Origin of the sequence: Pseudoalteromonas umbrosa, from assembly GCF_030125375.1 — a bacterium.
In the GTDB taxonomy this organism is placed as follows: domain Bacteria; phylum Pseudomonadota; class Gammaproteobacteria; order Enterobacterales; family Alteromonadaceae; genus Pseudoalteromonas; species Pseudoalteromonas umbrosa.
Window position 1 is genome coordinate 667342 of record NZ_JASJUU010000001.1, and the last position, 18753, is coordinate 686094.

Sequence of the window (18753 nt, forward strand, 5' to 3'; positions counted from 1 at the left end):
TACGGATTTGTAATAATGGATAGGTGGGTTGGCATAGATGAGTTTGTCGCAGTGGCCGTGTGTGGTTCTTTTACCGGTGCAGCGGAGCAGTTAGATACTTCAGTAGCACAAGTGAGCAGGCGGGTTAAAACGCTTGAAGGTACACTCGGCTATCAACTGTTAAACCGAACAACAAGGAAGCTCTCATTAACAACAGAGGGAAATGTTTTTCTATCTCATGCGAAACACCTACAACATGCACTTGATGATGCAACGTCGGCACTGCGGCAAAGAGATAGTCAGCCTGCAGGTAAAATAAAAATGACAGCGCCGGTGATGTATGGTGAGCAATACATTATGCCATTGGTGAATGAATTTATGACCTTGTATCCGAATATACAAATAGATATGGAGCTAAACAACAACAAACTTGATTTGATAGAGCAGGGGTTTGATTTTGCAATTCGATTAGGAAATTTAAAAGATTCTTCAATGAGGGCTAGGCTATTGTCTCATCGTCAAACACTGGTGTGTGGCTCGCCCGAATATTTAGCAAAGTCAGTACCAGTAAAAAGTATCAAAGATCTAGAGCAGCACGTTTGCTTAGTAGGCCGTTCGAGTGTGTGGCGCTTTTTAGATAATGGTAAAGAGCATCAAATGAATGCTAAAGGCCGTTTACGTTGCAATAGTGGCTGGGCGCTGGTGGATGCCGCTAAACAAGGCTTGGGTTTGGCGCAATTACCTCATTATTACTTAATAGAAGCGATAGAGAAGGGAGAACTTGTCGAAGTGCTAAATACGTATAGACCAGAGTCAGAGGGTATCTGGGCGGTTTACCCGCCCAGAAGATATTTGCCCACTTCGGTAAGAGAGTTACTAGAGTTTATTGCTAAAGGCTTAAAAACACCTTAGTCCTCAGTTCTTGTTGAAAGTGACATTGCTTCTAATGCTTTATTGAGTGCCGCTTCACGACTTTGACAAAATGCATCAGTCCCTAGTTTTTCTCGGATGTTGATTTTGTTCAGCTTCTCACTGGTCTCTTGATTCGGTGAGTAAATGAAAACCTGAACGTTGGCATCGATTGCATCTGTGATAGCGTTTTCGATGGCTAAGCTCACTGTGACATCTAACATGGCAACATCACTTAAATCTAAGACCATGGTCTTGTATTCGCTGATATACCTGTGTTGACGAGCAATGGCTTTAGAGACACTGAAAATCATCGGTCCGGACAAGTAGAAGAACAGCAATTTACCTTGTGCTTTCTCTAATAATGCCTTTTCATGGCTACTCAATGGCACATCTTCGTCAGTATCATTGTCGCTAATGGCTTTTACATGCTGCTCTTGCACTCGGCTCAAGCGCTCAATCACCATGATATTAGAAATAAACACTCCTAGGCCGACTGCAACGATTAAATCAACAAATACAGTGAGTAACATCACGCCGTACATAATGGCCATTTGGCTGATGCTCAATTTGTGCGCGCGTTGAATAAAGCTCCAATCGAGTATGTTGTAACCTACGTAAACAGCAATACCGGCAAGCACAGCCATAGGAATAGGTTCTGTTAATCCTCCAGCAACAAAGACAACCGCCATTAATATTAGTGCACGAATGATACCCGCAAGCGGTGAACGTGCACCGACTTGAATATTAACAACAGTCCCCATGGTCGCGCCTGCACCAGGTAGGGCACCACACAAACCTGAAATCATATTCGCAATACCTTGTCCGCGAAGTTCTTTGTCAGAGTCGTGTTCAGTACGAGTTAAACTGTCACCAATCACTGCGGTAAGTAATGTATCGATACACCCCAAGGTGCCTAATACAAGGGCATCAATCACCATGGAAGTAAACTGCTCGGCAGTAAATGTAGGCCAGACAATAGAAGGTAACCCGCTGGGTATCTCACCAATTCTGTTGATGCTATCGGTATCAAACAAGACGATAGAGACTAAAGTAACTGCGACTAAGGCGACTAACTGAGCGGGTACATATTGGCGATACTTTTGCGGTAAATAAAACAAGATACCCAGTGTCAATATGCCCAAAAACAGTTCGGCAACATGTAGATCTAAAAGTAAGCTGGGTAGCGCTCCAAGCGTTCCTAACACGCCACCAGCTGGAGCTTGGTGACCTAATAAAGGTGCCAGCTGAAGTATTATCAGTATGACGCCAATACCTGACATAAAGCCTGATATCACGCTATATGGCATTAGCGTTACATATTTCCCGAGTTTTAATGTACCGAGAAGTATTTGAAAAGCCCCGGCCATCATCACAACGGTAAAGCCCATTGCTAATCCGTTTTCGGGGTACTGTGCCATCATAGTGGTCAGAACAGCGGTCATAATAACCGTCATCGGACCTGTTGGCTCAGAAATCAAAGAAGTAGAACCGCCAAATAAGGCAGCGAAAAGACCGACGAGAATAGCGCCCCACATTCCAGCTTCTGCACCGGCACCAGAAGCAACCCCGAAGGCGAGGGCTAGGGGAAGAGAAATAATAGCAGTGGTCACACCACCGAACAAATCCCCCTTAAAATTCATATGCTTAAATCTGTCTAGGGATAACATAGAACTTCCATACCGCAAGATTTCACGCATTTTACACCAAATTTAGACATTAAGTAGCGGATAATTAAAAAAATTTTACACAACAAGGTGTGACCAGTTGATCTCATCTGTGTTAGCATTATCCAAATACAAGAAAACAAATAAATAAAATTTCAATATGTTTCAATCGGTTAGCCTGTTTGTCGGGCTTAGGTACAGTCGCTCGTCCAAGGGAAATGCGTTTGTCTCATTCATCTCATTTTTCTCGATTGCGGGGATTGCACTTGGCTTAATGTCTTTGATAACAGTTAATTCTGTGATGAATGGCTTTGAGCAAAGTTTAAAAAATGCCATGCTTGATTTAATCCCGCATGTACAACTTTCTGAAAAAGATAATGCTCAACCTGCTGAAAATTTAGATATGCTTTCAGTATTGCCAGGTGTAAAACGTGCCTCGCCTTATGTCACCTCTGATGTTATTTTGCAGACGAATAAAGAGTTAGTTGGAGTCAGGCTGCAGGGCTCTTTCTCTGGTTACCCAACGGCAATACACCCCCATGTTGAGTCGGGTAGTGTTAAAGCAATGCATGATAGTCGTTATCAGTTAGCTATAAGCCGTTTTCTTGCTAACAAACTAGATGTCCGGCTTGGAAGTCAAGTGCGCGTCATTTTTCCTGATATTACAAGCTATACCCCATTAGGTAGAGTACCTAAGCAACGGCTGTTTACTGTCGCTGCTATCTATAATTCTCGAAGTGAGGCGGATACCAGCCTTGCATTTGCCGATGGCAAAAGTCTAATGAAACTGTTGAAAAGGCAGCCCAATGAATTTGATGTGAGTCTCACTTTAGATGATGCGTTCTCTGTGGGGGCATTTAAATCAGATAATCAAAAGCTATTATCTGACTTTTCCTATCAAGATTGGCAAGTGCAGCAAGGCGCGTTATTTGCCGCAGTGGCAATGGAAAAACGCGTCATGTCTTTATTACTGGCTTTAATCGTAGTCGTAGCAGTGTTTAATATTGTTTCTGCGCTTTCAATGATGGTGAGTGAGAAGCAAGGCGAAGTGGCGATATTACAAACGCTAGGGTTTACGCCGAACAAAATTGCGCAAGTTTTCATGATACAGGGTTTATATAACGGTGTTGTCGGTACGTTTATAGGCTCTATTTTAGGTCTATTATTGGCTGCTAATATCAATGAAGTATTAAGTTTCGTTGGCTTGTCACTGTTAGGCGGCATGGCACTCCCAGTGAAGTTTGATACCGTCAGCCTGTCTTTTATTATTTTTACCAGTTTATTATTAAGTTTTTTAGCCACACTGTACCCTGCACAAAAAGCAGCAAAAGTGATGCCTGCCGAGGTTTTAAGATATGAATGATCCTGTGATCCAATGCCAAGCACTTAACAAATCATACCAAGAAGCAGGTAATCAAGTGTCTGTGTTAAAAGGTGTAAACCTATCTCTTGCGCAAGGGGAAACGCTTTCAATAGTGGGAAGTTCTGGTTCAGGAAAAAGTACCTTATTACATATCTTAGGAACTTTAGATTCTGCAACAGACGGAACATTAAAAATTAAGGGGATTGAAGTTCAATCGTTGTCACGTGCAAAACAAGCTGACTTTCGCAATCAACACATGGGCTTCATCTACCAATTTCATCACCTATTGATGGACTTTAGTGCACTTGAAAATGTTGCGATGCCACTTTTAATCTCTGGTAAGTCTAAGCAAGATGCTAAAAGCGAAGCGGCTAAAATGCTTGAAAAAGTAGGTCTTGGTCACAGGGTAGACCATCGACCATCAGAATTATCTGGTGGTGAGAGGCAACGTGTTGCGATTGCACGAGCCCTTGTGACTAAGCCTTCATTGGTATTGGCCGACGAGCCAACAGGTAATCTAGATAAACATAACGCCTTGAAGATATATGAGCTGTTGAACGAGTTAAACAAGGAATTTGAAACAAGTTTTGTGATTGTGACACATGACCTTGAGCTTGCAGAGAAGTTAGGTCGAGTGGTACAGCTAGATGATGGTGTGTTGGTTGATTATCAAAAAGAAGGTACGCGTTAAATGCTTAGTCTTTTTTTAAGCAAACGGCTTAGAGAAACCAAACACCAAAGCGGATTTATTGGCTTTCTAAGTAAAGCGTCAACCATAGGTGTTTTTGTGGGCGTGACTGTTTTGATCGTTGCTCTGTCCGTTATCAATGGGTTCGAGCAACAATTAAAGGAAAGGCTGCTTTCGGTTGTTCCTCATGTAAGTTATCAAGCCCCATATGATCCGATCAGCGATTGGCCCAGCAAGGTTAAGTTACTAGAGAGTCAGCAAGGCGTTTTGGCTGCGACACCAGAGATAAATTTAACCGGAATGGTTCAATATAAAGGCAAGTTAAAGGCGACGCAGTTAAAAGCGATAGAACCTAGCAAGCACACTCAGGTTTCTAGTATTCATCGTTTCATTCAGCCTATTGATTTAAAAAATTTAGGTGAAAACGAAATCATCCTAGGAAAAGGGATCGCGTCTCAACTTGGCGTAGGCCTTGGTGATAAAGTGACGGTGTTAATTGCGAACCAGCATGCGAAAAATGCACTGGCAGCGCCAAAACGCGTGTCATTTAATGTCACGGGACTTATTTCCATGGGTGGTGAAGTCGACAAGAACCTTGCATTAGTAAGCTTACCAAAAATCCAGCAAGCGTTAATGTTGGAGAGCCAAACTGTTACTGGTCTTCGTCTTGCTGTAGACGATGTATTTAATGCACATCAAATTGCAATGAGCGCTGGTCGTGCATTACCAGATCTCGTCTATGTTCAGAGCTGGTTTAGAACACAAGGTAGCTTGTATCAAGATATTCAAATGGTTAGAACCATTGTCTATTTAGTGGTGTTCTTAATTATTGCTGTGGCCAGTTTTAATATTATTTCGTCAATGGTTATGGAAGTGAAAGAAAAGCAAGCTGATATTGCGATTCTGAAAACCATGGGCACGCGCGATCGCACTATCTTTATGACATTTGCTATTCAGGGCTTGAGCTACGCATTAGTTGGGGCTTTGTGTGGCCTAGTGGTTGGTACACTGTTAGCGCTCAATATTTCTGATTTATTCATGCTTTGGACGTCAATTGATGGCAGTAACCCATTGCAGGGTGTTTATTTTATTGAGTTTTTACCAAGCAAGTTAGACTGGATAGATATCGTGATTGTTTTGGTGGCAACTGCGTTTATTTCCGTGCTCTCGAGTTTATATCCTGCATGGCAGGCAACTAAAATCGAGCCTGCACGAGTACTTGGTGGTGGATAGAGCTAATTGACTTTGATTAGCTCTCAAAGTGTAAATAGCTCGATTTGTCTTCTAAAACATACTCGACAAAGGCGTCAATGGGGAGAGGCTTACTATAGTAGTAGCCTTGTACATATTGTACGCCTTTTGCTTTGGCATAAATCATTTGCTCCATATCCTCCACGCCTTCAGCGACGAGTGGCTTATCTAGGTTTTTGGCTAAAGATACAATTGAATTAAAGACAGATTGAAGTTTGCCATCTTTTACCACATTAGTAACAAAAGAGCGGTCGATTTTTATTTCATCAAAATGTAATTTACACAAATAGCTCAGACTCGAAAAACCGGTACCAAAGTCATCAATAGAAATAAGAAACCCTTTGCCCTGAAGAGAAACAAGTACCTCATTTACATAGGAAAAGTTGTCTATTAAGGCTGACTCAGTCAGCTCAAGCTTGATACAGCGAGGGTCAATTTTGTACTCTGCTAATGCATGCAGTAATTTGCTCTCAAAGTTGACGTCTAAAATCTCTACCACACTGATATTGATCGCGAACATATAGTTTTTGGGCTCTATGCCTTCGCTTCTAAGCTTATCTTTGGTTTTTTTGATTTGTGAGAGCGTAAACATAGTCAGTTTATTAATGTCACCAGTACTCTCAACAATTGGAATAAACTCGACAGGAGAGACTGGTTGCCCATCCAAAGTCCACCTCATTAGGCATTCGGCGCCAATTAAACACTCTGTTTTCGTGTCATGAAGTGGTTGCAGTACAACACTGAAAGTATTGTCCGAGTTTTCATTATGAAGTGCATCTCTAAGCGCGGTCTCAATTTTGTTTTGTCGCTCAATTTGGCGCGCCAGTCCTTCCTGAAATTCAACTAATCTTAGCTTTTCAGACAACACATCAAAGGTGGCCATTTCAGCTTTGTTTAAGCTAAGTTCGTGGTCATCTTTACTTGATTCTTTATAGTAACCCAGTGCAACGTTGCTATAAAAACTGCTGTCGTTGAATTCGAATGGTTCGTTAAGATGGTTGTAGAGGGCTTCAATATTTATCGGGGATGAGTTGGGGATGAATACGCAAAAACAGTCTGATGAGTGTTTCGAGAAAATACCTTGTTCATATTCACCTTGAAAGCGAGAAAGTACCTCCATAAAGACTAAGTTTGCTACACCGATATTCCAAACCTCGGATATTCGTTGGTAGTTACAAATCCTGATACAACACATTACACCTGTTGTATCAAGCTCCTGTACTTTAGCAACAAAGGCTTCTCTATATAATAAGCCCGTATGAGGGTCGCGAATGGCTAATTGTTTGTTAAGGCGTCTAATTGCAACGAGTTCTTCAATTAAGTCGACTTTAACGAAGGTGAGGTCATTTTTTCTGGTATAACTAAATCTAACCCAGTGCACATTACTGTTATCTACACTGACACCGAGCTCTAACTGGTCAAAATCAGTTTCAAAAAGTATTTGTTTACTGTCTAAGTCATTGAAGTCTTGATCAAAGAACTTTAATGTCGCGCAGTCGACAATATTATCACCAACATTTAAAGTAATTAAATTACTGGCTTTATCAGAGATCCCTGTGATCACCCCGTCTTTCTCATATGCTACGTAGATGATATTGAGCAGTTCTAAAAGGCTTTTTTGCATACCTAGCACCTTAACACTTTTAATATTTGATACGGGATATTGCTGAGCGAAAAGACTTTGTCTACTGCACCTCTGGCTATGGCTTCTTTGGGCATACCAAATACCACGCAGCTGGACTCACTCTCTGCAAAATTGATTGCGCCAGCCTGCTTCATATCTAACATACCGGATGCACCATCATCACCCATACCTGTGAGTATTACGCCAATTGCATTGCGTCCCACAGATTGTGCGACTGATCTAAATAACACATCTACAGAAGGCCTGTGTCGACTCACTAAAGGACCATCTCGTACTTCTAAATAGTAGTCGCTACCTTGACGTTTTACCAACATGTGCTTACCACCGGGCGCTATGTATACATACCCCGTTTTCAATCTCATCGCGTTTTCACCCTCAACAACAGTGTGGCGTGTAATAGTATTTAACCTCTGTGCAAACGCATGGGTAAACTTACTGGGCATGTGTTGAACGATAACAATGGGTGGTGTATCTGGCGGTAATAAAGATAAAAATCCGGTAAGGGCTTCTGTCCCGCCAGTGGATGCACCCACTGCAATGACCTTGTCATGGGTGATAGGTGGCTTTAATTCGCTTGGTGAAGCAGGGGGGAGGACTTCATCAACGGTATGGTTGTGCCTGAGTGATTCTTCAGCTAGGTAGCGTAATGGCTTTACTTTGGCTTTGCCTGCCGCTTTTATAGCATCAATGATTTGTGTGATACCTTGATTATTAAGGAAGTCTGTTAACCCCTGCGTGGGCTTTGCAATGACGTCAACAGCGCCAGATGCGAGTGCTTCCATTGCAGTTTCGGTATGTTTTTGGGTGAGGGCAGAGCACATAATCACGGGAGTAGGCTTTTCTTGCATAATTTTTTTCAAGAAGGTAATGCCGTCCATTTTGGGCATTTCAACATCGAGCAAGATGACATCAGGCCAATTCAACTTCATTTTTCGCTCTGCCAAAAGGGGATCAGGCGCTGAGCCGATAAGCTTTAAATCTCTATCATGTTTGATGATTTCGCCTACGAGTTGCCGCATTACCGCAGAATCGTCAACGATAAATACGCTAATCATAACCGGACCTTTTTATAGATGCAGGGTTGGATCAACTCCAGCCCTTGGCGTTTTTTTCTCAGTGACTCCGAGTGACCTAAAAACAACAATCCGCCATGGTTAAGCCTATGTACAATGTTATCGATAATGGCTTTTTGTTTGATTTCATCAAAGTAAATTAAAACATTGCGCAAAAAGATGATATCAAAAGAATAGTCTACCTTTTTTAAACGTAGCAAGTTATCAACATAGAAAGTACAGTGGCTTTTAATGGCTTTATTGACCGTAAATGTCCCTTCATTTTGGTCGATTCCTTTTAAGCAATACGCGCGTCGATACTTTTTGGGAATTTTTTGTGAGGTAGACATGGCAAAGCAGGCTTCTTTTGCCATTTCTACTGCCGTTGGTGATATATCTGTTCCAGTTACAGACCAATTTCTGCCGTAGAATAAGTCGTCTAACACCATGGCAATAGAGTAGGCTTCTTCTCCAGTGGAGGACGCTGCACTCCATGCTTTTATGGGCACTCGGCGGCTTTGCTTACCACGAAAGTACTCATATAAAAATTCAAACTGGACTTGCTCACGAAAAAAATAAGTTTCATGTGTCGTCATCTTATCAATAAAAATATCCAGCTCCTTTTTACCGTCTGGACTGATTATTAACTGATAGTATTGATTATGTGTCGCACATGCATTTGCCCGCAGTCTTGAGCTTAAACGGCTGGCCATGATATCCGCCTTAGAGGCATTCAACCGAATCCCAGTATGCTCATCGAGCACTCTGTTTAATTGATTGAATTCAAGCTGACTAATTGCCACAGGCTTAACTTACCTTTGGCAATAGTCGATGAAAAACTGTTCTTGCTCATGTTTTAATGAGGTGTTTATCTCGTTGACATTCAGCACTTTTTCGATATCAAGTAAGGTTGTGAGTTTGTTGTTGATTTTGGCCATTTTCCACTCAAAATGTCTTGGAATATTAGACCCAAAAGAGGGGGAAGATTCGAGCTTATTCAGGTCGATAAACTCAATAGACACTACGCTATTAACTAGCATGCCTAGCGTCATTGACTCTTCTAATGACTGGTCAAAAAAGTCATACAACACGATGCAGCTGTATTTATCATAGGGCGTGGTCGACTTTAGGCCTAACCGGCTTTGCAAATCGAGTACGGGTATTACGCTGCCTCGTACATTTATCACGCCGCGAATCACATCTGAGCACATGGGCACCATGGTTGTTTCGACAAGCTCTATAACTTCTTTAACAGAATCAATGGGAATACCAAAGTGATCGTGCCCTACTTTGACAAATAAGTAACGAAGCTCACCTTTTTGCTGAATATGGGCTATTTCCTGCTGATTTTCACTCATGGCTAACCTCGCTTGATGTATCTTCCTCGAAGTCTTGTAGAGGAGGGTTACTTTGGTCTTCGTTATCAGAGTATTCTGTGAGCTCAGCGTTATTTAAGTCTTCGATGAGCTTGAGGTCATCTAAAGTTAAAATCTTTGAGATATCTAAAATGGTCATCAGTTTATCAGGTAACTTTGCAAGGCCAAGGACAAAACGGCTTTGAAACTGACCTCCAATACTTGGCACGCCATCAATGTCAGTACTAGAGATATCCAATACTTTTGTCACCATATCGACCTTTAAGCCAATGGTAATTTCTTGGGCGTTAAATTGGCATTCAGCAATAATGATGCAAGTTCTGTTCGTGATATCCTGAGGTTGTTTTCCAAGGCGCAAAGAGAGGTCAAAAACGGGAATGACCTCTCCACGCAAGTTGATTGCGCCTATGATAAACTCAGGCGCCATGGGTATGGGGTCGACTTCAACGTACTCCATAATTTCTTTTACTAACGAAATATTGATGGAGTACGAAGCATGGTTAAGTTCAAACGCCAGATATTTATCTTTGTCGACTAAACTATTTTGAGCTGTATGATCTGTCATAACATTTACTCATCAAAAGGGGTATAGCCTTCTTCTGGCATTGAGCCTGATGATTTTGATTCCTGTACAGAGCGTCTCAATTTCATCATTTGTCTGTCGTTACTGAGTTTAAAGTAATTCACCGTGGAGCGAATATCACTGGTTTGGTCCTGAACCATTTTTGCGGTTGAAGCCAACTCCTCAGACGCTGACGCATTTTGCTGAGCAATTTCGTCCAACTGTGAAACGGTTCGATTGATTTCAGCCACACTGGTGCTTTGCTCTGTGGAAGCTGCAGTAATTTCTTGAACTAAATCAGCTGTTTTACCAATGTTAGGCACCATTCTATCTAGCATACCACCAGCGTGCTGTGCGATTTTTACACTGTTATCTGCAAGTGTACTTATGTCTTGTGCAGCTACTTGAGAACGCTCTGCGAGTTTTCTTACTTCATCAGCAACCACGGCAAACCCTTTACCATGCTCGCCGGCTCTCGCCGCTTCGATGGCTGCGTTTAATGCAAGCAAGTTGGTTTTGTAGGCAATGTCTTCAATAATGCCGATTTTCTCAGCGATTTGGGTCATGGCCTTAACTGTATCTTTTACAGCACGACCACCGTCATTGGCTTCGCTGCTAGATTGTTTAGCAATATCGTTCGTGACTTTTGAATTTTCAGTATTCATGGAGATAGAGGAACTCATTTGCTCCAATGATGCAGAGGTTTCTTCTACACTTGCGGCGAGTTGATTTGAAGTTGAACTCAGCATCCGCGAAGTTGTGCCTACTTCATTGGTACTATGTGCAATAGACTCCACAGACTCTTGAATATCCAATAGGATATTTTGCAGTCGCTCGATAAATCCATTGAAACTTCGTGCAGTTTCTCCGATTTCATCATTGCCAAAATCGGGTATACGTCTGGTTAGGTCACCTTCACCAGAGCGAAGGTCTTCAGCGGCCTCGGCAAGGGCATTAATGGGGATCACGATACCACGGATCAAAAAGGCTGCGGTTGCAGTGGCAAGCACAATGGCAACGACGAGCAATGCCCACACTAAAGAAATGCTTTCTCTCGCTGCGGTAACTAAGGCATTGAGAGACTCGTCACCTTCTTGAATTGCCTCGTTTGATATTTCCTCTAACAGGTCTTCAATTTTATTAAATACTTCGTGCTCTAATCTATCAACATCACTGGACGCTTTAATTTTGTCACGAGGGTCATACATGGCGAAGATTTCTTTACCTCCGTTATATAATTCCATGTACATGCGCTCTACTTCACTAAGTGCTTTGATTTCCGCCGGTTTTCTTTCAAGAGGCTTGAGGTCAGCTAAAAAACCAGTAAAGGTTCTGGCATCTTTCTCAAAAGCGGCATCTGCGCCAAGTGCACCACGCATGTATGCGTTCATGGAGCTCATCATATCGCCTTGCTCATCTATCAGCTCAAGGTAGTAGCGTACACCGGGCAGGTCATCATTCACTACCTCGTTAAAATCACCGCTGCTTCCCGCATCTGCAACTTCTTCCTCTTTTAATGTGTCAAGCAGTTGCTCAAGGGGGATTGCAAACTCTTTATTTAAGTAGTCATATTTATCGATGGCTTTAGCTTCTAGAAGCGGATCAAAGCGATCAAATATAAGCTCTTGATTTTCATTAGCATAGCGTGATACTAACTCTTCCAATTGACGTATCAGAGAGTTATTTACTGTGCCAAGCTGTTTGAGATCTTCCAAATAGCGGATAAATTCGTTGTAGTTTGACCTAAAGTCTTCACTCTCATCAGATTCGCCGGCGATATATTCGAGCACGTTACTATTCATATCACCTAACTCATCGAGCATGTTTAAGGCATAAATCGTTTCGGGTATATCTACCTTACCGACGTCCACCGCAAACTCTTCAATTTCTCCGTTTTTAAGCTGTACGGACATTGCTATAACTAACAGCAACACCCCCATGGTAAACATCGCAAGAATGATCTTGTTGCGAATTGTAAAGTTCTTAAACATGTTCGCTCTCCGAATTACTTAATGCTTTTTCTCTAACGCCTCATAGACAGAAATTGCCGATTTTATAAGTGCAGAAACATCCAAAATGATTGCCACGTTTCCGCTACCTAAAATTGTCGCACCGCTAATACATTTGAGTCCTTCGAACAACCTTCCAAGTGGTTTTACTACTGTTTGAAATTCACCTTTGAGAGAGTCAACCACAAGACCCGCTCGTAACGTGCCAAATTGCACGATAACTAAAGATTCTCTAGTATGGTCAATTTGCTCTTCAATACCAAATAAGGTTCTGAGGCGAATAAAGGGTAAAACCTCAGTTCTTAAATTGATGTAACTCTTGTCTTGAATATCTTGTTCAGACACCACTTCATGGAGTTCTAAGCACTCGACTACAGTATCTAAAGGGATCACGTAGTTCTCTTTGTGCACTTCAAACATGAAGCCATCTATAATTGATAGGGTGAGTGGAAGTCTGATTAATATCGTTGAGCCTTTTCCTTGGCTGCTTTCAACTTCCACACTGCCTCTTAAGCTGTCGATATTTCTTTTAACGACATCCATACCAACACCACGACCTGAAATATTGGTGATGGACTCGGCAGTTGAAAAGCCTGGCTCAAAAATCAGTAAATTAATGTCTTTTTCTTGTAGAGTTTGATTTGCACTGACCAAGCCTCTATCGACTGCACGTTTGAGAATTCTTTCTTGATCTAGCCCTTTTCCATCATCACTGACTTCAATCACGATTGAGCCAGAATCATGGTACGCCTTTAGTGTGAGTTGACCTTGCTCTGATTTACCGTTTGCTATTCTTGTTTCTGGGTCTTCTATGCCATGATCTATGGCATTCCTGACGATATGCATGAGGGGGTCGCTGACTTTTTCTACAAAGGTTTTATCAAGCTCGGTTTCAGCGCCGACAATGGTGAGATCGACTTGTTTGCCGAGTTCATCTGCAATATCTCGTACTACGCGCTTAAACTTGTTAAATGTTTCTCCAATTTGCACCATTCTCAGTTTTAAGGAGCTATCTCGAATGTTTTCAACAAGGCGCTCTAATAGTGCCATCGCTTCGATTAAGGTCTCATTACCGGTTTCATGGGCGAGTAAGTTTGTTCTCGCGCCGGTAATAACCATTTCACCGACTTGGTCGATTAATCTATCTAGTTTAAGCGCCTCAACACGCAATGTTTTACTTTTGTGGATCTTTGACGTGTTTGCTGGCGTCGGTGCGCCTGCTACGGTTTCGACGAGCTCTGTGTTCTCTGGCTGTTCTTTTTTACTCAAAAGTTGAATGATATCTGAAAAAGCCGGATCTGCTTCTTTGAGTGCATGGGTTACAAAATCAATATCTTGATATTTTTGAAGACTAGATTTGACTATATCTGCATCGCCATGAGGGGGTAAAATTGCGATATAAGCTTCACTCTGGATAAACTCAAACACATCATTTATTTCATCTTCAGATTTGTCTGTTTCAAAGGACAAAATAAACGACAAATAATTGGACTCAGGATCAAATTGTTGTGGCCCAAACATCGCGTCAAACCAGGTGTTCACCTTGAGCTCACTCGTTTCTGAATCAAGGTAATGAATAAAGGAGTAGGGGTCTAGGCCATTTCTCAGTACATTTTCATTTGGTACAAAAAACAGCACCCAGCGTTCGTTATCTAATTTGTTGCCTGAAGTGACCTGAGTTGTTCGGATGTTATCTGGTTCATCATTTTGCTCTTTTATATATTTGGCAAAGCACGCAACCAAGTGATTCACTTTGTTTAACAAGTCAGCGTCAGGCTCGGTTTCCGAAGCGGCCAGTGTGATGAGGGTTTCAGTCACATCTCGGGCTTCTAAATACAAAGAAATAAGCTCTTTATCTAGCTGTAACTCTCCATTTCTCGCATTCTCAAGCAGCGTTTCTGCAATGTGTGTTAAGGCGACAACATGCTCAAAATCGAATATGCCGGCACTACCTTTGATTGTGTGAATTGCCCTAAATAGAGCATTGATAATCTCGCTAGCATGCTCTTGTGAGCTTTCAGATTCTAAATCTAGCAGCCCGTTTTCCATTTCTTGTAACAGCTCTTTAGACTCTGTAACAAAAGTGGCAATGGCAGACGACAAATCAATAGACATGACTACCCCTTAGTCATTTTGGGACGCGGACATACCTACACCCAATTTTTCACAACGCTTTTCGATGAGTTCGTTTGTAGAGATAGTATCGATTTTCAGGCCAATTTTTTGGCTATGGTAGACAACCCAAATGATGAGCTGTAAACCTGCTGAATCGACTTCTGTGGTCTCACTAAAGTCAAAAGACACAGATTCTTTATCCGTAATATAAGACTTTACTTCATTAAAGGTTTCCTGAACTTCATAAATGGTTAGCTCAGCAGGAAATTTAAAACATTCAGTCATATTAAATCTCTACATCATTAATAATTTAGATACTGCTTGCAACATTTGTGCTGGCTTGAATGGCTTGACCATCCAGGCTTTAGCGCCTGCCTTTTTGCCTTCTTCCATCATGCTTTGTTGGTTTTCTGTCGTGAGCATAATGACGGGTGTAAATTTGTATTGTGGTAATTGCTTAGCTTGTTTTACAAACTCGATGCCATTCATATTTGGCATGTTGACATCGCTTATTATCAAATGGATTTTATTGCCATTGAGTTTAGTTAAAGCATCTTTACCATCTCTGGCTTCTACTACGTTAAATCCGGCGCCTGTTAAGGCAATATTGACGACTTGTCTGAGTGAGTCTGAATCGTCTACAACTAAAATGGTTTTACTCATAATGGCCTCATAAAAAAGTTAAATCATCAACAGTATCGTCATCACCATCTTTGGACAAAATACTGCGTTGTTCATTGGTAGCAGCGGTTTTCTTCAATTCATTGCTGATCCTTTGGTGATTAAATTTTGCGGTTTGGCATTCTCTGCGATTAAGAATAAATTGATCAATTTCTTCAGTCATAATGTTTAAAGCGATAGTCACGCTGTCTTGGATTTGGTCTACTCTGTCTTGGAACTGTAAATCGACAAGTATGTGTGAAATTTTTTCTCTGATCTCGATATTGGAAGCATGCAGCTCAGAGGCTTGTGACTCAACGTGTTGTGAAAGCGCAAGCCATTCGTCGACAACCTCATTAATTTCATTTCGATATTTTTCAGTCAAAGCTTGCTTGTTCTCTAGCTCGCTGTTCATCATATCCATCGAAGCGCGCATCGCATTGGCTATACTTTCGATTAATTGGCCAATTCTCACACCGGTTTCACCGCTGGAACTTGCTAATGATCTGACTTCATCTGCAACCACTGCGAATCCACGGCCATTGTCACCCGCGCGTGCTGCTTCTATAGACGCATTGAGCGCGAGTAAATTGGTTTGTTCTGCAATTTTTGAGACATCTACTGACATGGTCTGCAATTCATTACTTTTATCGACAAGATCTTTAATTGTGGTCGTCATTTGCGCTTGTGAATCATTTGTTTGCTCTATATACGCCAAAACATCGTTTAGTTTTTCTCGGCTGGATTCTGAGACGTCTTGAAGGCTTGTGGTGCTGTTATTTGAGGTACTTTCTAGAGTTTGGGAGATATTGCCAACCAACTGTGAAAATTCTCCCGACATATGCACAACAGATTGTTTGGTCTGCTCTCTGGCACTTGAAACCTGAGCAATTAATTGAGGGATGATGACACTGCTGAGTTGCTCCAAACAGGCTAGATCTTCTTTGTGTTCCTGCATTAACTCGTCTTGAGGGGATTCAGTTAATGGCTGTTTTTTTTCTTGTTGTATATCTTTGATCATTTTCTGCATAAGCAAAGCTATAGCTGACAGCCCGCTCAAAATGAGCGTTATCACTAGTGAATCTATAAAAAACAGTCCAATAGCCAATATGACAATTGGTGTACAGTACACAACAAACAAGAGCATGCTAGATAATCTTTGATTGAGTTATTTTTTAGCCTAGTAAAGTATGATTATTGTGCAAATATTAATTTAATTGAGACCTTTACCGTTTCTTAGTTGCAACAGGTTAATGAAATTAATAAAGTGGAAAAAGTTAAAGAAAGACTAAAACAATGAAGTAAGTAGGTTTCACTATGTCAAATTCAAAACCGCAGCAGTCAATCCAAGACTGGCAACGACAACAATTACATGCAGCTCAGCGTTACCTTGCAGAAAAAGGCATAATAACAAACAAAGTAATCGAAAAAGAATGTCGTATATTGCCACCTGCACTTGCAGTTTGGCGGTTAGAAGACCAAACAGGAAAAGGTTATTGGGCCATATCAGGGCAAGTGCCAACTGATGCAGTAGAAGTTAAAGTCGCAAAGAGTGCCAGAGATGCGCTTAAACATTTATCATACCAATGGCAGATAAAGGCTGACGGCATCCTTTCATCAGGTGTAAAAGACAAAACACAGCTTGATTTCGCGAACTTGCTTGTTAACAAGGCGCATGATATCTACGCAATTTACGATAACGATAAATTGTGGGCTAATGTAGCATCGTAAATGGCTCTGAGTTTATCATCGAAGCAGGGCATTTGAGCCGTTGTCTTGGAATACCTGCTTCCATAAACACGCCGCCTTGCTTGCTAAACCCAGATTTTATAAAGGTGGGTACTTCGTCCAAAATACACTGAACAAAAACTTCTTCGAGCCCTTTTTGTTGGGCAAGATCTGCTAAATATCCGATTAATGACTGATAGGCTTGTCTGTTCCTGTGGTCTTTGAAGATTGCAATACGACTGATTAAACCGTCACTACACAATCTACCAGTTCCAACAGCTTGGTCGTTTTCATCACGTATTAGTACATGATCGGCTGTTTTATCATGTTGATCGAACTCAACTTGTTTTGGTAAGTGCAGTTCACAAACGAACACTCTTTCACGAATTTGGCGCAGCTGTCCCTGAGTTTGTTTCCAACTCACTTTGTCGACGTGATAAATCATGATTACCTCTTTGCGAAAAATCATAGAACACGTCCTGACGAATAAGGGAAAAATCAACCCCTATTATTATTGTCGGTGCCATGAAAATGACACCGTGTATTTGTTCGGTTGGCCCTGTCAGTCAGGCATTTAAGACCAAGCTTCTATGTAAAAAAGCCCGTCGTTTATAAGCGTAGTTAACGTTTCTTTAAATTCCAAGCTGATCAATGCTGGTTTTACCTGTTCAAAGGAAAAACTTGTATTATCTGTTAACAATTTTACCTGTTCTAGCGTCTCGCTAGGAAGAGAGTAATTTTCCCCATTAACACTGAGCAAAACATCTGTATCCGTGATTTGATAAATGGCCCTTACGCCACCTGAGCGAATAACAACATCATGAGGCTCAACTTCATCCTCTAAAAACTCTGCCACTAGTGCGTCATCTAGTGGGGCTAAGTCCATATCGTGCTTTGGCTGGCTTAAATAAGTGCCTAACCATTGACTGTATAGAGAGTCGTTTTCAATTAATCCAGTTAACATAGCTTGGATTTTGAGTTTGTCATCGGAACTAATTTCACCAATGGACGCTCTCATGTTGAGATCGGCATCACTAAAGCGATGTTTTCCAGCTTCTTCGTCGATGACATGGTCAGCAAAACTACTGATCAGGTCTTTTTGATCAGGCGCTCTAAATCCGACAGAGTAGTTGAGTGCATTTTCAACGGCATAACCTTCATGTGGGCAACCTGGTGGAATGTAGAGAATATCACCCGGCTCAAGAATTTCATCGATTATGGCTTCAAATTGTTCAACTTGCAGCAGCGCTTTGTCTTTGGTGAACTGCTTTAAGCTCGCATCTGGCATACCAACTCGCCAGTGTCTTTTACCTTCACCCTGTATAATGAACACGTCATATTGATCTAAATGAGGTCCAACTCCTCCTTTGGGCGTTGAATAGCTAATCATTAAATCGTCAATTCGCCAGTTTGGAATGAAACGAAATGGTTCAAGCAATTCAGCTGCTGGTGGATGCCAATGATCAACAGCTTGAACGAGTAGGGTGCTATTGGTTTCGGTTAATTTATCAAAATTATCAAATGGCCCATGATGCGCCAACCAATTTTCGTCATGATTTGTGATTAATCTAGACTCTATGCTGTCTTCCATTGCTAAGCCTGCAAGCTCTTCTGCTGACAAAGGGTCTTGAAAATCTTCAAAACCTCCTTTGATGAGTAGGGGTTTTTTTTGCCAATACTCTTTTAAAAAGGTTTCAGGACTCATATCGTTAATAGACAGCTGGTACATATTTTCTCCATAAAAAAAGC

The 18753-nt window shown here is 41.5% G+C and carries 18 protein-coding genes; 5 read left to right on the top strand and 13 right to left on the bottom strand.

All coding sequences use genetic code 11. The annotated features are described in order from the left end of the window. Positions 1-15 precede the first annotated feature (15 nt). On the top strand, positions 16-891 hold the full coding sequence (locus QNM16_RS02855) for a LysR family transcriptional regulator (protein ID WP_284019074.1): 876 nt from the start codon (positions 16-18) through the stop codon (positions 889-891). Here the strand turns inward: QNM16_RS02855 and QNM16_RS02860 are convergent. Continuing rightward, positions 888-2558: a SulP family inorganic anion transporter gene (locus QNM16_RS02860; RefSeq protein WP_284019075.1), complete on the bottom strand. Its 1671-nt coding sequence runs from the start codon at positions 2556-2558 to the stop codon at positions 888-890. The genes QNM16_RS02855 and QNM16_RS02860 overlap by 4 nt on opposite strands. Before the next feature lie 157 nt (positions 2559-2715). Here QNM16_RS02860 and QNM16_RS02865 point away from each other — a divergent pair, with 157 nt between their 5' ends. From QNM16_RS02865 to QNM16_RS02875, 3 genes are read left to right on the top strand one after another with little or no spacing between them, the layout of a single operon-like run. Further along, entirely contained in the window at positions 2716-3918 is a 1203-nt protein-coding gene (locus QNM16_RS02865; protein WP_284019076.1) for a lipoprotein-releasing ABC transporter permease subunit, read from the top strand. Beyond that, on the top strand, positions 3911-4609 hold the full coding sequence (gene lolD, locus QNM16_RS02870; protein WP_284019077.1) for a lipoprotein-releasing ABC transporter ATP-binding protein LolD: 699 nt from the start codon (positions 3911-3913) through the stop codon (positions 4607-4609). Before QNM16_RS02865 ends, lolD begins: the two co-directional genes overlap by 8 nt. Continuing rightward, positions 4610-5839, top strand: a complete 1230-nt coding sequence (locus QNM16_RS02875) for a lipoprotein-releasing ABC transporter permease subunit (RefSeq protein WP_284019078.1) — start codon at positions 4610-4612, stop codon at positions 5837-5839. 16 nt (positions 5840-5855) lie between these two features. Here QNM16_RS02875 and QNM16_RS02880 read toward each other — a convergent pair whose 3' ends face one another. Genes QNM16_RS02880 through QNM16_RS02925 form a run of 10 tightly spaced genes read right to left on the bottom strand, consistent with a single transcriptional unit; the run spans position 5856 to position 16423 of the window. Further along, on the bottom strand, positions 5856-7481 hold the full coding sequence (locus QNM16_RS02880) for a bifunctional diguanylate cyclase/phosphodiesterase (RefSeq protein ID WP_284019079.1): 1626 nt from the start codon (positions 7479-7481) through the stop codon (positions 5856-5858). Between the two features lie 2 nt (positions 7482-7483). Then, complete coding sequence (locus QNM16_RS02885) at positions 7484-8557, bottom strand: protein-glutamate methylesterase/protein-glutamine glutaminase (RefSeq protein ID WP_284019080.1); 1074 nt, start codon at positions 8555-8557, stop codon at positions 7484-7486. Next, entirely contained in the window at positions 8554-9357 is an 804-nt protein-coding gene (locus QNM16_RS02890) for a CheR family methyltransferase (protein WP_284019081.1), read from the bottom strand. The genes QNM16_RS02885 and QNM16_RS02890 overlap by 4 nt, the downstream gene beginning before the upstream one ends. A gap of 9 nt (positions 9358-9366) precedes the next feature. Beyond that, entirely contained in the window at positions 9367-9912 is a 546-nt protein-coding gene (locus tag QNM16_RS02895; RefSeq protein WP_284019082.1) for a chemotaxis protein CheW, read from the bottom strand. After that, positions 9905-10495 carry a chemotaxis protein CheW gene (locus QNM16_RS02900; protein ID WP_284019083.1) on the bottom strand — a complete coding sequence of 197 codons (591 nt, stop codon included), beginning with the start codon at positions 10493-10495 and terminating at the stop codon, positions 9905-9907. Before QNM16_RS02900 ends, QNM16_RS02895 begins: the two co-directional genes overlap by 8 nt. 5 nt (positions 10496-10500) lie before the next feature. Further along, positions 10501-12483 (bottom strand): methyl-accepting chemotaxis protein, encoded by a 1983-nt coding sequence (locus QNM16_RS02905; RefSeq protein ID WP_284019084.1) that lies wholly within the window; start codon positions 12481-12483, stop codon positions 10501-10503. An 18-nt stretch (positions 12484-12501) separates the two neighbouring features. Further along, positions 12502-14616, bottom strand: a complete 2115-nt coding sequence (locus QNM16_RS02910; protein ID WP_284019085.1) for a chemotaxis protein CheA — start codon at positions 14614-14616, stop codon at positions 12502-12504. 9 nt (positions 14617-14625) lie between these two features. After that, complete coding sequence (locus QNM16_RS02915; RefSeq protein ID WP_284019086.1) at positions 14626-14901, bottom strand: STAS domain-containing protein; 276 nt, start codon at positions 14899-14901, stop codon at positions 14626-14628. A 9-nt stretch (positions 14902-14910) separates the two neighbouring features. Further along, positions 14911-15279 carry a response regulator gene (locus QNM16_RS02920; protein ID WP_039608997.1) on the bottom strand — a complete coding sequence of 123 codons (369 nt, stop codon included), beginning with the start codon at positions 15277-15279 and terminating at the stop codon, positions 14911-14913. A 7-nt stretch (positions 15280-15286) separates the two neighbouring features. Continuing rightward, complete coding sequence (locus tag QNM16_RS02925; protein ID WP_417709222.1) at positions 15287-16423, bottom strand: methyl-accepting chemotaxis protein; 1137 nt, start codon at positions 16421-16423, stop codon at positions 15287-15289. A gap of 170 nt (positions 16424-16593) precedes the next feature. Between QNM16_RS02925 and QNM16_RS02930 the strand changes: the two genes are divergently transcribed. After that, positions 16594-17007: a DUF4826 family protein gene (locus QNM16_RS02930; RefSeq protein WP_284019088.1), complete on the top strand. Its 414-nt coding sequence runs from the start codon at positions 16594-16596 to the stop codon at positions 17005-17007. Here QNM16_RS02930 and QNM16_RS02935 read toward each other — a convergent pair. Together QNM16_RS02935 and QNM16_RS02940 are read right to left on the bottom strand one after the other, a co-directional pair. Then, positions 16991-17449 carry a GNAT family N-acetyltransferase gene (locus tag QNM16_RS02935; protein ID WP_237136398.1) on the bottom strand — a complete coding sequence of 153 codons (459 nt, stop codon included), beginning with the start codon at positions 17447-17449 and terminating at the stop codon, positions 16991-16993. The genes QNM16_RS02930 and QNM16_RS02935 overlap by 17 nt on opposite strands. Before the next feature lie 129 nt (positions 17450-17578). Continuing rightward, a complete protein-coding gene (locus tag QNM16_RS02940) occupies positions 17579-18733 on the bottom strand; it encodes a ribosomal protein uL16 3-hydroxylase (RefSeq protein ID WP_284019089.1) in 1155 nt (384 codons plus the stop codon). Positions 18734-18753 lie beyond the last annotated feature (20 nt).